12 protein-coding genes and 1 pseudogene are annotated in these 15,305 nt (G+C 38.3%); 6 read left to right on the plus strand and 7 right to left on the minus strand.

Annotation, left to right across the window (positions count from 1 at the left end; translation table 11 throughout):
* Window positions 1–90 precede the first annotated feature (90 nt).
* From DV356_RS07510 to DV356_RS07520, 3 genes are all read right to left on the minus strand, one after another.
* Entirely contained in the window at window positions 91–1,554 is a 1,464-nt protein-coding gene (locus DV356_RS07510) for an ATP-binding protein (RefSeq protein ID WP_005649661.1), read from the minus strand.
* Window positions 1,555–1,682: 128 nt separating this feature from the next.
* On the minus strand, window positions 1,683–4,055 hold the full coding sequence (locus tag DV356_RS07515) for a type I restriction-modification system subunit M (RefSeq protein ID WP_118806757.1): 2,373 nt from the start codon (window positions 4,053–4,055) through the stop codon (window positions 1,683–1,685).
* Between the two features lie 179 nt (window positions 4,056–4,234).
* On the minus strand, window positions 4,235–4,990 hold the full coding sequence (locus DV356_RS07520) for a Nif3-like dinuclear metal center hexameric protein (RefSeq protein WP_005649665.1): 756 nt from the start codon (window positions 4,988–4,990) through the stop codon (window positions 4,235–4,237).
* Window positions 4,991–5,301: 311 nt separating this feature from the next.
* On the opposite strand from DV356_RS07520, the gene htpG reads away from it, so the two are divergent.
* The 4 genes from htpG to DV356_RS07540 all read left to right on the plus strand — a co-directional run bounded on the left by htpG (window position 5,302) and on the right by DV356_RS07540 (window position 9,448).
* Window positions 5,302–7,182, plus strand: coding sequence for a molecular chaperone HtpG (htpG, locus tag DV356_RS07525; protein ID WP_192882169.1), 1,881 nt, complete (start codon window positions 5,302–5,304; stop codon window positions 7,180–7,182).
* Between the two features lie 78 nt (window positions 7,183–7,260).
* Window positions 7,261–7,605: an ArsC family reductase gene (locus DV356_RS07530; protein ID WP_118806759.1), complete on the plus strand. Its 345-nt coding sequence runs from the start codon at window positions 7,261–7,263 to the stop codon at window positions 7,603–7,605.
* 27 nt (window positions 7,606–7,632) lie between these two features.
* Entirely contained in the window at window positions 7,633–8,766 is a 1,134-nt protein-coding gene (dapE, locus tag DV356_RS07535; protein ID WP_118806760.1) for a succinyl-diaminopimelate desuccinylase, read from the plus strand.
* Between the two features lies 1 nt (window position 8,767).
* Window positions 8,768–9,448 (plus strand): M15 family metallopeptidase, encoded by a 681-nt coding sequence (locus tag DV356_RS07540; RefSeq protein ID WP_118806761.1) that lies wholly within the window; start codon window positions 8,768–8,770, stop codon window positions 9,446–9,448.
* Window positions 9,449–9,482: 34 nt separating this feature from the next.
* Here the strand turns inward: DV356_RS07540 and fbpC are convergent, their stop codons facing one another.
* From fbpC to DV356_RS07560, 4 genes and pseudogenes are all read right to left on the minus strand, one after another.
* Complete coding sequence (gene fbpC / locus DV356_RS07545; RefSeq protein ID WP_192882170.1) at window positions 9,483–10,553, minus strand: heme ABC transporter ATP-binding protein FbpC; 1,071 nt, start codon at window positions 10,551–10,553, stop codon at window positions 9,483–9,485.
* Window positions 10,540–12,060, minus strand: coding sequence for an ABC transporter permease (locus tag DV356_RS07550; protein WP_192882171.1), 1,521 nt, complete (start codon window positions 12,058–12,060; stop codon window positions 10,540–10,542). Before DV356_RS07550 ends, fbpC begins: the two co-directional genes overlap by 14 nt.
* Before the next feature lie 117 nt (window positions 12,061–12,177).
* Entirely contained in the window at window positions 12,178–13,176 is a 999-nt protein-coding gene (locus DV356_RS07555) for an iron ABC transporter substrate-binding protein (protein ID WP_011961812.1), read from the minus strand.
* A gap of 151 nt (window positions 13,177–13,327) precedes the next feature.
* Window positions 13,328–13,672, minus strand: a pseudogene (locus DV356_RS07560) (hypothetical protein); the annotation flags it as partial.
* 137 nt (window positions 13,673–13,809) lie between these two features.
* Here DV356_RS07560 and DV356_RS07565 point away from each other — a divergent pair.
* Complete coding sequence (locus DV356_RS07565; protein WP_118806763.1) at window positions 13,810–14,565, plus strand: class I SAM-dependent methyltransferase; 756 nt, start codon at window positions 13,810–13,812, stop codon at window positions 14,563–14,565.
* Between the two features lie 295 nt (window positions 14,566–14,860).
* Window positions 14,861–15,235 carry a GntT/GntP/DsdX family permease gene (locus DV356_RS10020; protein WP_422567863.1) on the plus strand — a complete coding sequence of 125 codons (375 nt, stop codon included), beginning with the start codon at window positions 14,861–14,863 and terminating at the stop codon, window positions 15,233–15,235.
* The last annotated feature ends 70 nt before the right edge of the window (window positions 15,236–15,305 follow it).

Below are 15,305 nucleotides of genomic sequence, written 5' to 3' on the forward strand. Positions count from 1 at the left end.
ATGCCAAATCTTGCTTAAAAGATAAAAATCATTATTTTTCAGCAAGTTAAGCATTGTCAATTTCCTTGCTTAGCAAGCGATAAACCTTGCTTAATCTTTTCTAAAAGCATATTTGGCATTGGGGTCACGCTGTTTTACACTTTGTCTTTCAATAATACCTTGCTGAATAAAGGCATTTAAATACGCTCGGATCGAATTCTGATTGATTTTTGTATAGTCAACTAATTCTGACAATATCGCCGTACCATTTGTAAATAGATAAAGCAAAATGGCTTTTTGGGTGTCGTTGTAGTTTGTCCATTCTTTTTCAATCTGCAGCATAGTGGCTGTAGATACCGTTTTTTCATGTGCGGTAACACGGTTGCGCAATGTTAGATAAACATTGTTGTGTTGTTCTCTATATTCAGGCTTTGCCAATAATGATTTTTCCATTGACTCATAAATACGGGAAACGCCTTCATTAAGCTGACGGACATACCCAAGATCCTCTAAAACTCGTGCTATACGTGGATTCCGAGCAAATCGTTCTGTTTTAATATTTTCAATGGTGACTTGAGCAGGAAGAGGGCCACTATTACTAATTTCAAGACGATCGTCGAAATGTTTAATATAAATTACATTACCTTGAACATTGTAAGAACGATGACAAAGCGCATTTACAACACCTTCTAACCAAGCTTCTTCAGGATATTCCGGTACTTTGATAAATTTTCCCTGATTGATATCAAGAAAGTAATAATCCCTTAAAGAGGCTCTTAAAAAATAGGTCAGCTCCTTAATTAGCTTTGGAATATTATTTTCAAAACGTTGGTCTTTTATCACATTATGCTCAGTACCGACTTTCGCTACTGTACCTTCATAACGAACATAGCGGACTGATGCTGAAGGAATGTAACGTTCCGGCATGGTAGAAAAGAGTAAAATGGCTGATTTTTTAAACTGATAACAACCTTCCTTTTTGGTTAATAAATTTCGCTTGTATAACAAATCTAAAATATCACCAGAGGTAAAATTAACTTTCGTTTTATATAGCTCTAATAACGCTTGATCTAAATCTTCTTCGTTAAAATCAGGAACTATTTCATCTTCAAATAGACGGATATTTTTATCATATTCAAGATTTTTGATTTGTTCTCTGGTGAGAGGGCCTCGATTACTATCTGCTACACGTAAGAACACATTTTCATTGTCTTTGCGACAATAAATACGCTCTAAATCTTGCTCTACGTGGAATAAGAAAACTAATTTTCCATCAACCAGAATTTCTTCCAGTTCAATCCGACAAGGCGGGGCAATAAAATCGAAAACCAATTTCCGATAATCATCTAATTTATCGCCAAGGCTATTCAAGTCTTGGATTTCGCCATTATCTGCCACACCAAAAGCTAAAACGCCACCATCAGCATTGAGCATTCCAACTAATTCTTCAGCTATTTTAGTTGGCTTGATGTCTTTTTCTCCTAGTCCTTTGCGCTCAAAATATTGGTTTTCCGGCTGCATCTCTAAATAATTTTTTGTGATAATGCCGTTAATTTTAGAAAGCGGTTCTGTCATTATTATTCCTTGCTTATTTCATGCCAAATCTTGCTTAAAAGGTAAAATTCATTATTTTTCAATGTGTTATATATTTTGAATTTCCTTACTTAAGACCTATTAAAACTTGCTTAATAGTTTGTTTTTTATTAAGCCTCTAGAATTTCACTAATCAAGCCGTCAGCCTGTTTTTCTAACGCCAAAATATCTTGGGCAACTTCTGCAAGGCTGCGTAATGGTTTGTGGCGGTAGAAGTATTTGTTGAAGCTGATTTCATAGCCGATTTTTACGCTTTCCATATTCAGCCATGCTTCGCTGATGTGCGCTTGCACTTCGGCTTTGAAATAGTCGTGGATATTTTGTTTGAGCGGTATGGATTCGCTGTCGCGCAAGTCGCTGCTCGTTTCATATAGGATATATTCGCCTGCTTTGCCGGTGGCGTAATAGCCAAAGTCTGCCAGCTCGTCGGCTTGGCATTGGTAGCGTTGGCAAAGAGCATCCAATTCGTTTGGTTTGAGCTTGAGCGTTTTGGCAATCACTTTGGCGGCATTTTCGTTGTACCAGCTTACGGCATTGAAAACGGCCTTTTTCTCTGTGGCAGAAAGGGGGATTTTTTCGGCTTTCAGACGGCATTCCACGGCTTGTTTGAATTGGTTGAAATCGTGAAATTGTTGTTCGCCGAAATGTTTGAGCAGTTTTGATGCCGTCTGAAAAAGTGCGGCGGCTTTTTCCCAGGTTTTGACATCCAGCAGCTTTGCCTTGTTTTTGTTGTTTAAGGCTATGCCCTGCGCTTCGCACCAAGCGGTAATTTCTTGCTCGGTTTGGGCTAAAAATCCGGCGTTGTAAACTTGTCCGCCATATTGCCGATAAAGATATTGCATGGGCTCAAACAAGGCTTTGTCAAACCGTAAAGGCTCGATATTTTCTGCGGTAAATTGGGCAGAACGGCGATCCGGGCGTTCGATGGTGACTTTGTAATAGCCGAAATCTTGATTGTCAAACATCTGCGAAGCCAAACCGACCGCTTCATTTTGACTGTCGATTTCCCGTGCTTTGGCGGTGAAATCAAGATAGTTTTGGGTAATTTCGGCGATATGTTCAGGTGCAAATTCGCAGTTTTTATCGCCAAGGTTTTTACGCAATTTGCGGAATAAGAGGCTGGCATCAATCAGCTGTACTTTGCCTTTGCGTGCTTCGGATTTATTGTTGGACAGCAACCAAATATAGGTGGTAATGCCTGTGTTGTAGAACAGGTTGTTAGGTAGCTTTACGATGGCTTCCAGCAAATCATTCTCAATGATATGGCGACGGATGTTGCTTTCTCCTGAACCTGCATCGCCGGTAAACAGGCTTGAGCCGTTATGCACAGAGGCAACACGGCTGCCGATTTTGTTGTTTTTCGGCGATTTCATTTTGTTGACCATTTCCATCAGGAAAAGCAGCTGACCATCGCTGGAGCGCGGGGTGGCATCAAGGGTTTCTACATTGCCCCAGTAATCTGGTAAGGTAACTTTAAAGCGACTGTCGATAACCTCATTGCCGTCTTTGATATAGGCTTGATCTTTGCTCCAGCTTTTGCCATATGGCGGGTTGGAAAGCATAAAGTCAAAGTGATTACCTTGGAAGCTATCTGTAGCAAGGGTTGAGCCGACTTTGATGTTTTCAGGGTTGTCGCCTTTAATCATCATGTCAGATTTACAAATGGCATAGGTTTCATCATTGGTTTCTTTACCAAACAAAAAGATGGAACGCTCGCCTTGTGATTCAGATAGCGGATATTTTTGCTCAATAAAGTTTTGCGACTCGGTCAGCATGCCACCGCTGCCGCAAGCTGGGTCGTAAATCGTAATAATGGCCGGAATTTGGTCTTTGAGCGGATCAAAGACTAAATGCGTCATCAGCTCGATCACTTCGCGTGGGGTAAAGTGTTCGCCAGCTTCTTCGTTATTTTCTTCGTTAAATTTACGAATCAGTTCTTCAAATACATAGCCCATGCCCAGATTGGTCAGCGCTGGTAATTTGTTGCCCTCAGGGTCTTGTTGTTCTTTAGGGGTAAGATTGATATAGGGCGATACAAATTTTTCCAACACACTCAGCAAAACATTTTTATGGGACATGTGGCGGATTTGTTCACGCAGCTTGAAGCAGTTGATGATTTCATGAACGTTGGTGCTGAAACCATCAAGATATTCTTCAAAATTGGCCAGCATATACTGCGGCGTATTGCTGGCGGTTTGATAGAGGGATTTTAATGTCCATTTTGAGGTGTTATAAAAAACATGACCGGTAATTTTTTTAAGGGGAAGGTCATCCAATTCGGTGAATGCCAATGCTTCTTTTTGAAAACGCATTTCTTCCAATACGGCATCTTTGCTTGGCTCAAGTAAAGTATCCAAACGACGAAGCACAAACATCGGTAAAATCACATCACGATATTTACCGCGCACATACACATCGCGCAAACAATCGTCTGCAATACTCCAAATAAAAGAAACCAGTTTGTTATGAACAGAATGCTCCATATTTGTTCCCACTTAATATTATGAAATTTTTTGGGTATTGTTGCTTATTTTTAATGGGCATTCAATTTTTTCTTTTATTAAAGGTAAAGGAAGCTAATTGTTATTAGTTATGATTGTAGGATCTTATAGAGAAGAAAGCGTGCGGTAAAAAAGAAATATTTTTACCGCACTTTTGTGTTTTATGCTGGATTATCTATATCTTTAAATTCTACGTCAAAGCCATATTCTTTCGCCAACCATTCGCCTAATGCCTTGATGCCATAGCGTTCTGTTGCGTGATGACCTGCAGAGAAGAAATACAATCCTTGCTCACGGGCAGAATGAATCGTTTGTTCTGACACTTCCCCTGTAATAAATGCGTCGCAGCCTTGTTCTGCAGCAAGATCAATATAACCTTGTCCGCCACCGGTACAGATGCCAATTTTTCGGATTAAGTGCGGTCCGTTTTCAATGCAAATTAACGGTTTTCGATTTAACACTTTTTCTATTTTTTCTGCAAAGTCTTTACCTGTCATCGGTTCTTTTAATTCGCCCCAAACAGGAATACTCACAGAGCCTTTTTCTAATGGTTGTAAATTTTCAATATCGAGCAGTTTGGCTAATTGTGCATTGTTACCTAATTCTGGGTGCACATCTAATGGCAAATGATAGCCATATAAATTAATGTCGTTCACTAAAAGGGCTTTAATTCGCTTGCCTTTCATTCCTCGGATACAAGGGGTTTCACTTTTCCAAAAATAGCCATGATGAACTAAAATAGCATCGGCATTTTGGCTGATTGCGTAATTGATTAAAGCCTGACTCGCCGTTACGCCAGTAATGATTTTTTTGATTTCTGTTTTACCTTCGACTTGTAAGCCGTTGGGCGCATAGTCATTGATTTTATCAGAAGAAAGTTTTTGATTAATGAGTTGTTCAAGTTCAAGATTATTCATAATGGATCGTTGATTGGAAAAAGTTGGGATATGGTACAAAATTCCCAAAAAAATGGCTAGTGCGAAAGGAGTGGGGGAATGCACTAGCCAAGTTTCATTACTATTAAATTACTATCTCGTATCTAAAACAGAATTCATTATATACATAAATTTATAGCGATCAAGGGGGAATAAGAAATTTTTTATTTAAAGTGCGGTTTAAATTCCTTGTGTTTTTTTACCGCACTTTTCCTCTTAAATTTCCCTTGAAATCTTTCTTTTTATTCTTATATCTGTGACATTCAATTTTTATCTTTATGAAGGAAAAAATTATGTCACAAAATCAAGAAACTCGCGGCTTTCAATCTGAAGTCAAACAACTTCTCCAATTAATGATTCATTCTTTGTATTCCAACAAAGAAATTTTCTTACGTGAATTAATTTCTAATGCCTCTGATGCAGCAGATAAATTACGCTTTAAAGCACTTTCCAACCCTGCTTTATATGAAGGTGATGGCGACTTGCGTGTGCGCGTTAGCTTTGATGCGGATAAAGGCACTATCACAATTAGCGATAACGGCATTGGCATGACCCGTGAGCAAGTCATCGATCATTTGGGTACGATTGCAAAATCAGGAACAAAAGAATTTTTAACCGCACTTGGTCAAGATCAAGCAAAAAATAGCCAGCTTATTGGGCAGTTTGGCGTGGGTTTTTATTCAGCTTTTATTGTGGCAGATAAAGTGACTGTAAAAACTAGAGCAGCTGGTGAAGAGGTGGATAAAGCCGTACTTTGGGAATCTGCGGGTGAAGGCGAATATTCTGTGGCGGATATTGAGAAAAAATCCCGTGGTACAGATGTGATTTTACATTTACGTGAAGATGAAAAAGAATTTTTAAATGAATGGCGTTTGCGTGAAATTATTGGTAAATATTCTGACCATATTGGCTTGCCAGTGGAAATGCTGACGAAAGAATACGATGATGAGGGCAAAGAGTGCGGCGAAAAATGGGAAAAAATCAATAAATCTGATGCCCTTTGGACGCGTTCTAAAAATGATGTTTCCGATGAGGAATACAAAGCGTTTTACAAACACTTAAGCCATGATTTTGTTGATCCTGTGACTTGGGCGCATAACAAAGTGGAAGGAAATCAAGCATATACTAGTTTGCTTTATGTACCAGCTAAAGCACCTTGGGATTTATTTAATCGCGAACATAAACACGGCTTAAAACTTTATGTTCAACGTGTATTTATTATGGATGATGCTGAGCAATTTATGCCGAATTATCTACGTTTTATGCGTGGTTTAATCGATAGTAATGACTTGCCATTAAATGTATCTCGTGAAATTTTACAGGATAACAAAATTACGGCTGCACTACGCAAAGCATTAACTAAGCGTTCATTACAAATGCTAGAAAAATTAGCAAAAGATGATGCAGAAAAATATCTTCAATTCTGGAAAGAGTTTGGTTTAGTCTTAAAAGAAGGCCCTGCAGAAGATTTTGCTAACAAAGAAACTGTTGCGAAGTTATTGCGTTTTGCTTCGACACATAATGATGGTTGCGAGCAAACTGCCTCTTTAGAAGATTACATCTTGCGTATGAAAGAGGGGCAAAAAGCTATCTATTACATTACAGCGGATAGTTATGTTGCAGCGAAAAATAGCCCGCACTTGGAATTATTCAATAAAAAAGGCATTGAGGTTTTGTTGCTTTCCGATCGCATTGATGAATGGATGTTAAGCTATTTAACTGAATTCGATGGTAAACAATTACAAAGTATCACGAAAGCAGATTTGGATTTAGGCGATTTAGCCGATAAAGAATCTGAAACACAAAAACAACAAGATGAAGCCTTTGGTAGTTTTATTGAGCGTGTGAAAAACTTGCTTGGCGAACGTGTGAAAACGGTGCGTTTAACTCACAATTTAACGGATACACCAGCGGTGGTTTCTACGGATAATGATCAAATGACGACCCAAATGGCGAAATTGTTTGCCGCTGCAGGGCAATCTGTACCAGAAGTAAAATACACATTTGAACTGAATCCAGAACACCATTTAGTGAAAAAAGTGTCTGATATTGCAGATGAAACTGAATTTGCTGATTGGCTGGAACTGTTGCTTGAACAAGCTATGTTAGCAGAGCGCGGATCTTTGGAAAATCCAGCTGCGTTTATTAAACGTATCAATAAGTTGTTAGGTTAATTCATTTGAGATGAAGTAGCATAAGGGTTAAAATCCTCAATCTGATTAGATTGAGGATTTTTCTTTTTTAGGTGAAATATGATTACAGTTTACGGTATTAAAAATTGCGATACAGTGAAGAAAGCGTTGAAATGGTTGGTGGATCACAATATTGAACATAAACTCCATGATTACCGTATTGATGGGTTAGATTTGAATTTTTTAACCCAAGCGGAAGCTCAATTTGGCTGGGATATGTTGGTGAATAAACGCAGTACAACTTGGCGTAATTTGGATGAGCAAGTTAAAAATTCCCTTGATAAAACCACCGCACTTTCCGTGTTGGCTGAGAATCCAACCTTAATTAAACGCCCAATTATTTTACAAGATGGAAAGGCATTAATTGGTTTTAATGAAAAGGAATATCAGGCTGTTTTTGCTTAAAGTGCGGTTATTTTCTTAGGTGTTTTTATGAGAGAAAAAGTGATTTCGTTGGCGCAAGATTTAATTCGTCGCCCATCTATTAGCCCGAATGACGAAGGCTGTCAGCAAATTATTGCCGAACGTTTAGAAAAGTTAGGTTTTCAAATTGAATGGATGCCTTTTAATGACACGTTGAATTTGTGGGCAAAACACGGAACGAGCGAGCCAGTTATTGCGTTTGCAGGACATACGGATGTTGTGCCTACTGGCGATGGAAATCAGTGGTCGTCTCCGCCGTTTTCTGCGGAGATTATTGATGGCATGCTTTATGGGCGTGGTGCGGCGGATATGAAAGGCTCCCTTGCAGCAATGATTGTGGCGGCAGAAGAATACGTAAAAGCAAATCCTAACCATAAAGGCACCATTGCATTATTGATTACCTCTGATGAAGAGGCTGCCGCAAAAGATGGAACTATACGCATGGTTGAGACGTTAATGGCGCGTGATGAAAAAATTACTTATTGTATGGTTGGCGAGCCATCGAGTGCTAAAAACTTAGGCGATGTTGTCAAAAATGGTCGCCGCGGCTCAATTACAGGAAATCTTTATATTCAAGGTATTCAAGGACACGTAGCCTATCCGCATTTAGCTGAAAACCCAATCCATAAAGCCGCCCCGTTTTTGCAAGAATTAACGACTTACCAATGGGATGAAGGTAATGGATTTTTCCCGCCAACAAGCCTACAAATTGCTAACATTCACGCGGGTACGGGAAGTAATAATGTAATTCCTGCTGAGTTATATATTCAGTTCAATTTGCGTTATTGCACAGAAGTCACGGATGAAATCATTAAGCAAAAAGTGGCTGAAATGCTAGAAAAACACAATTTGAAATATCGTATTGAATGGAATTTATCAGGCAAACCCTTTTTAACAAAACCAGGTAAATTATTAGATTCGATAACCTCCGCTATTGAGGAAATCACAGGTATAACGCCAAAGGCTGAAACAGGTGGTGGCACGTCAGACGGTCGTTTTATTGCATTGATGGGCGCAGAAGTAGTGGAATTTGGCCCGTTAAATTCAAGCATTCATAAAGTCAATGAATGTGTCAGTGTAGAAGACCTTGGCAAGTGCGGTGAAATTTACCACAAAATGTTAGTGAATTTATTGGATAGCTAAAATGAAATTAACCCCAGAAATGCTTACAGGAAAGTCCCGTGAGCATTTAGTCAATTTACCCGCAATTCATTCATCAAATCATTTTTTGCAAACGCAAGCTGTGCAAGCATTTCAAGCTTTGCAACAAAGTGCGGCAAAAAATGGCTTTAATTTACAGCCTGCGAGCAGTTTTCGTGATTTTGAACGCCAACAACTTATTTGGAACAGTAAATTTAAGGGCGAGAGAAAAGTCCATGATGACGCAGGAAAGGCATTAGATTTAAGCCAATTAGATGACTGGCAAAAATGTCAGGCGATTTTACGTTGGTCTGCATTACCAGCGGCTAGCCGTCATCATTGGGGAACGGAAGTGGATATTTTTGATCCTGATCTTTTGCCACAAGGGCAATCTTTACAACTAGAGCCTTGGGAATATGAAAAAGGCGGCTACTTCTTTGAATTGAGTGAATTTCTTGCCGAAAATTTACCGCACTTTGATTTTGCTTTGCCTTTTATGAATATGCAGCCAAATAAAAAAATAGGGCGGGAGCCTTGGCATATCAGTTATTTGCCGTTAGCTGAATTAGCAAGCCAGCAATTTTCTCCAGAGATTTTGCAACAGGCGTGGAAAGGGGAAAATATTTTAGGGGCAGACTGTTTAATATCACATCTTGAACAAATTTTTTCCGAATATATTGTTTAAAAATAAGCCTTATTGTGAAGATAAGGCTTTATTGTTAAGCGTAAAAAAGCCCTTTTTTATGTAAATAAACAGGCAAATTATCGCCAATAGATAAATCGGGAGAAATAACGTTCTCAATCCATATTGCGTAGCCATTAATTTCAATTTGAATGGAGGTAATTTTTCCTTTAAATTCAATTTGTTTTATTTGTCCATTAAAAAGTGCGGTTGGATTTTCTGATGTTTTAAACAGGCTAAATTGTTCTGGACGAAGCAAAATCCTACCTTGATTTTGTGAGATTGATTTATTTTTTATAGGAATATTGCCTAATTGGCATTGAGCGGTATTTTCATCGAGTAGATTTGCAGGCAAAACAATACTTTCCCCCATAAATTTTGCTGTTTCAAGATGATTAGGCGACCAATAAAGGGTGCGAGGCGTATCGATTTGTAAAATTTTACCTTGCTGAATAATGGCGATTTTATCAGCGTAGCGTAAGGATTCATCACGGTCGTGAGTAACGAAAATTGCGGAAGCACCGCTTTGGCGAAGTGCTTGGAGCATCTCTTGGCGAATTTGTTGGCGAAGATGCTCGTCTAAGGCACTGAAAGGCTCGTCTAATAAAATCAGTTCTGGATTAGGGGCTAAAGCACGCGCCAATGCTACGCGTTGTTGTTGTCCGCCTGAAAGTTGATGTGGAAAGCGATCCGCCAGTTCAAAAATACCCGTTAGTTGCATTATTTGTTCAATCCGCGTTTTTTCTTCGCTATTTTTTCCTTTGCCGTTGCCTAATCCGTAAGCAATGTTGCGATAGACATTTAAGTGAGGAAAAAGTACGCCCTCTTGCACCACATAACCGAGATGACGTTGTTGCGTTGGAAGATTAAAATTCTCGCCAAAAATTAACCGCTCTTTTAGCCAAATTTCGCCAGTATTGGGGTGTTCAAATCCTGCAATGGCACGTAATAATGTAGTTTTGCCACAGCCTGAAGCACCAAGTAAAAAGAGGATTTCTCCGCGTTGTAAGCTGAATGAAATATCGTGCAGAACTTGTTGTTCATTAAAAAATTTATTGAGATTTTTAACGGTTAATAACGGATTATTTATCATTTTATTTAAACGCATATTTTTTCAATAAGAATACAGGAATACCCGAAAAAAGAACGAGCATTAACGCATAAGGGGTGGCGGCAGCATATTGCGCATCGCTGGTATGTTCCCACACAGCAATGGATAAGGTTTTAATATCATTTGATGTGAGCAAAAGCGTCGCGGTAAGCTCTTTCATTAAATTCAAAAAAACCAAAGCAAATGCGGCTGCCACACCTGGTAATATGGCTGGTAGCGTCAAGGTGCGAAAAATATAGAAAGGGTTTCGCCCAAGACTTTGTCCGACTTTTTCAATTTGATCGGAAAGTTGCTCTAAAGACGCTCTTAATGTAGTTTGTGCCATTGGCAAATAGAGCATAAAGTAGGCAATGATAATCACAAAAAAGGTTTGATATAGGTCGTTAGCGTAATGGATGGAAAAATAGACTAATGATAAGGCAATGACTAAGCCTGGCACAGCGTGTAATAGATATGGCAAGCGGTCGATCCAAATCGTTAAATAACTACGGTAACGAACAGCTGCCCAAACTAATGGCAAGGCGCACATTACGGTAAGCAATGCGCCTAAGCCTGAAATGATAAATGAATTGCTGAATGCCGATAAAAATTCTGAAAAATCACCCGCACTTTCGAGTGAAGTTCCCACAATAAGCCAGTAAATTAACATAATCACAGGCACGCCAATGCTTAAAATGAATATGCTAGAGAAAAATCCGAAGGTTAAACATTGTTTTCCAAAGGAAAGTGTTTTTACGAGATAAGGACGCGTAACACCTTTTCCACTGTGGTAAAGGGTTTGTTTTCCACGAAAGAAAATTTCCCCAAAAACAATAAGTATACAAATCGCCATTAAAACGGCGGATAATAATGCAGCAGTGCTGTTGTTAAAAGACATTTCATATTCTTGGAAAATGGCAGTGGTAAAGGTTTGATAATTTAAAATTGACACTGCACCAAATTCGATCAACATATGTAAAGCAATCAGTAAGATACTACTACCAATGGCGGGTTTAAGTTGCGGGAAAATAACATACCAAAAGGTATACACAGGGCTTTTACCCAGCGAAAGGCTTACTTCTTCAAGAGAACGATCAAGTCTTTTTAGTATGGCGGAAACGGGTAAATAAGCCAAAGGAAATGAACTTAATGTCATAATACCAATTGTTCCCCAAAAACCCTCAACGCGGAATGTGAGGCTGATCCAAGTAAAACAACTTACAAAGGCGGGAATACAAAGGGGTAACGTCATCGCCACTTCAAAAAAAGCTTTACCGAAAAAGCGATAACGTTCAAGTAAAAAAGCACAAAGCGTGCCAAGTGAAATAGCACCGATAGTTACACAAACCATTAAAAGCATTGTATTGCTTAATAATTCAGCCATTCGAGGGCGAAACAATAGCTCAACACTTCGCGTTAATCCCACTTCTGTCGCACGCAAAATGACATACAGAAACGGCAAACATAACGGAAGCCCGATTAAGATGATAAGTAAAGTGAGCCAGAATGGCGGTCTGCGAGGCAAAGTTAAATCCTTTTAGGAATGTGAACCTTTCAGTTCACGCACGCAAGCGGTTAATTTTGTTAGAGAATTGTAAACGCGTGCGTGAATTTTTTCAAATACACGCACGCAATATTTGGATTATTTCAATCCAGCTTCTTCAATTAATTTGATCGCATGTTCTTTATCTTGAGCTGTTGTTGCGGACACCACTGGTGCTTCTAATTTTTCATAAGGTTCAAGATTAAATGGCGAAACCACATCAGCACGTAACGGATATTCTGCACGCGCTGCCACTAATGCCTCTTGACCTTTTTTACTCGCTAAGAAATCAACAAATTTTTGTGCTTCAGCTTGATTTTTAGAAGCTTTCAATACTGCTGCACCTGAATAGCTAACTAACGCACCTGGATCTTGGTGGCGAACAAAATAAAGACGGCTTTTTAGGTTTTCCACGCCTTTTTCTTTTGCTAGGTTATACCAATAATAGTTATTGATTAACGCAGCAGGTACTTCGCCATTTTCAACCGCTTGTAATGCCACACTATTTTTAGCGTAAAGTTTTCCGTTCTCTTTTAAACCTTTTAACCAATTAAGCGCAACTTTGTCCCCTTTCATTTTGCTTAACGCAACAACTTGCTCTAAGAACGCGCCAGAAGTTGATACATAACCGATTTTGCCTTTCCATTTTGGTGTTGCATAATCAAGCACTGATTTTTCCATATCTTTTTCAGATAATTTAGTGTGATCGTAAACCACTACGCGAGAACGGCCACTTAATGCAATCCAGTCTTTTTTCGGTGCAAGTGGTACGCCTTTTTGTGCGGTTTGTTTAATGGTTTGTTCTGAAATTGGTGCTAAAAGCCCTGCTTCAGAAAGATCGGCAAAAGTCGCTGTTTGTTCAGTATAGAAAACATCGGCTGGTGTTTTATCGCCTTCTTCTTTTAATTGACCTGCAAGTTGCTCACTTTTCCCGCTATTTAGCGTAACTTTAATGCCTGTTTCCTGTTCAAAGGCTTTTGCCACAGCCGTAGCTGCTTCTTTGTGCTGACCATTATAAACGGTAATATCAGCAAAACTATTAGCAGAAAAAGCAAGTGCTGCCGCAAGGGTAGCAAGTTTGAAATGTTTAAATTGCATTGAAAAGCTCCTTATGTTGAGTGCAAATTATTCAGTTAAGCCTGAATTGTGGCTATTCTATGCCTAATTTTATTTAAATGCAAATAGTTCTCAATTTAAATTGATATTTAGATGAAAAACAAAACGGTACATTAAACGAACCATACATAGATTATAGGTTTACAGGCGGGATATAGCCTAATCTTGTTAATGCATCACAAAGTGCATTAAACAACTCAGTGCAATCATAAGTTTCATCAATCAATTTATCATTGTTATTCATATCTTGATATTCATTTTGAATTAAATAGCCTTGTAATGCTGATTTCAACTCAGCTTTAGTTGCCGGTTTTTCCATTTGAGACATTATATAAAGATGCAGTTTATTCAAATCTTCTACGTCGCCGTTATACATATTTCCAGCAACAATATACTGATTTGCACCTTCTACCAATGTTTTTACATATTGAGTAAAGCGTTTCGGTATGTAAGTTTTGTTATCTTCAAAGGAATAAATTGAATTGAAAAAAGCATTGAAGAAATAATAGGAAAAGGCGGAACAATTATTCCGCCTTAATTTATTTAATCTATCATTTTAATAGTTATCATTTTTATCTATAATATAAAAACCAAGTTAATTACTAGGAGATAAAAATGGCAAAAGATGAAGTAGGGCATAATTTTCTTGCACGTTTGGGTAAAACGCGTTTGCGTCCAGGCGGTAAAAAAGCGACAGATTGGTTAATTGCCAATGGCGATTTTAGCCAAGATAAAAAAGTGTTAGAGGTTGCCTGTAATATGGGGACGACTGCAATTGGATTGGCGAAACAATTTGGTTGTCATATTGAAGGTGTTGATTTAGATGAAAATGCGTTAGCAAAAGCACAAGCAAATATTGAAGCAAATGGCTTGCAAGAAAAAATTCATGTACAGCATGCGAATGCGATGAAGTTGCCTTTCGAGGATGAAAGTTTTGATATTGTCATCAATGAAGCGATGCTCACAATGTTACCCGTGGAAGCGAAGAAAAAAGCCATTGCAGAATATTTTCGAGTGTTAAAACCCAATGGTTTATTGCTTACTCACGATGTTATGCTGGTGGGGAATGATCATCAAACTATTCTAGAAAATATGCGCAAAGCGATTAACGTGACTGTCACGCCATTAACGAAAGATGGATGGAAAGGCATATTCCAAGAAAGTGGTTTTAGAAATGTTGATACTTTCTCTGGTGAGATGACATTACTTTCCCCAAAAGGAATGATTTATGATGAAGGAATTTTCGGTACGTTAAAAATCATCCGTAATGCGATGAAAGCGGAAAATCGTGAGCAATTTAAAAGAATGTTCAAAACCTTTAATGATCCTGAACATAAATTACATTTTATTGCTGTATGTAGCCAAAAATAATATAAAAATGAACCGCACTTTGATTTGCACCTTAATGAGTAAGCTTATTTGTTTAGTTTTGGGGTGCAGATCATTTATATTAATTTATTTATACGATAGTTAAATTAATATTTAATTCTCTAATGCCATTCTGTGCAGATTCAACAAGATTTTTGTCGCAAATTATGTGATCAAAATTTGTTAGTGGACAAATATGGAATGTCGCCACTTTCCCATATTTTGATGAATCTGATACTAAAATTCGTTTTATTTTTCTAGTTCACTTGCTGTATTTGGTGGTGATTTACCAGAAATTATTCAGGATTCTACTGCTGTAACGCCACAATCGACTTATGGTGCACAAAAAGCAATGAGTGAATTACTTATTAATGACTATACAAGAAAAGGTTTTGTTGATGGTCTCTGTCTTCGCCTGCTCACAATTTGTATCCGTCCAGGAAAACCAAATAAAGCGACTTCTTCCTTTGTAAGTAGCATTATTCGAGAACCTTTACATGGTGAAACTTCAATCTGCCCAGTTGCTGAAAAAATGGCGTTCAGCTTTATCAAATTTCTAGGTAAGAAAAAGGAAGAATGGGCATTAGCCATTACGGGCTATGTCGTGAGTATTCCTATTGTCTTACCGATTTTACTTATTTTCATCAAAGCTATTCTTGATTTGGGGAAATGATGGTTCTGTAATAGATCTCATTTTTCCACTAGGTATTTTGGCATTAATTATGGGATATGTTCAAGTTCAG

This window comes from Haemophilus influenzae (genome assembly GCF_003494325.1).
In the GTDB taxonomy this organism is placed as follows: domain Bacteria; phylum Pseudomonadota; class Gammaproteobacteria; order Enterobacterales; family Pasteurellaceae; genus Haemophilus; species Haemophilus influenzae_I.

Bases quoted from the DNA above. Each gene is read 5' to 3' on its own strand.
- DV356_RS07520 (WP_005649665.1), bottom strand. From the start codon at position 4,990: ATGAATAATCTTGAACTTGAACAACTCATTAATCAAAAACTTTCTTCT.
- DV356_RS07515 (WP_118806757.1), bottom strand. From the start codon at position 4,055: ATGGAGCATTCTGTTCATAACAAACTGGTTTCTTTTATTTGGAGTATT.
- DV356_RS07540 (WP_118806761.1), top strand. From the start codon at position 8,768: ATGAAATTAACCCCAGAAATGCTTACAGGAAAGTCCCGTGAGCATTTA.
- fbpC (WP_192882170.1), bottom strand. From the start codon at position 10,553: ATGCGTTTAAATAAAATGATAAATAATCCGTTATTAACCGTTAAAAAT.
- DV356_RS07555 (WP_011961812.1), bottom strand. From the start codon at position 13,176: ATGCAATTTAAACATTTCAAACTTGCTACCCTTGCGGCAGCACTTGCT.
- dapE (WP_118806760.1), top strand. From the start codon at position 7,633: ATGAGAGAAAAAGTGATTTCGTTGGCGCAAGATTTAATTCGTCGCCCA.
- DV356_RS07530 (WP_118806759.1), top strand. From the start codon at position 7,261: ATGATTACAGTTTACGGTATTAAAAATTGCGATACAGTGAAGAAAGCG.
- DV356_RS07565 (WP_118806763.1), top strand. From the start codon at position 13,810: ATGGCAAAAGATGAAGTAGGGCATAATTTTCTTGCACGTTTGGGTAAA.
- DV356_RS07510 (WP_005649661.1), bottom strand. From the start codon at position 1,554: ATGACAGAACCGCTTTCTAAAATTAACGGCATTATCACAAAAAATTAT.
- htpG (WP_192882169.1), top strand. From the start codon at position 5,302: ATGTCACAAAATCAAGAAACTCGCGGCTTTCAATCTGAAGTCAAACAA.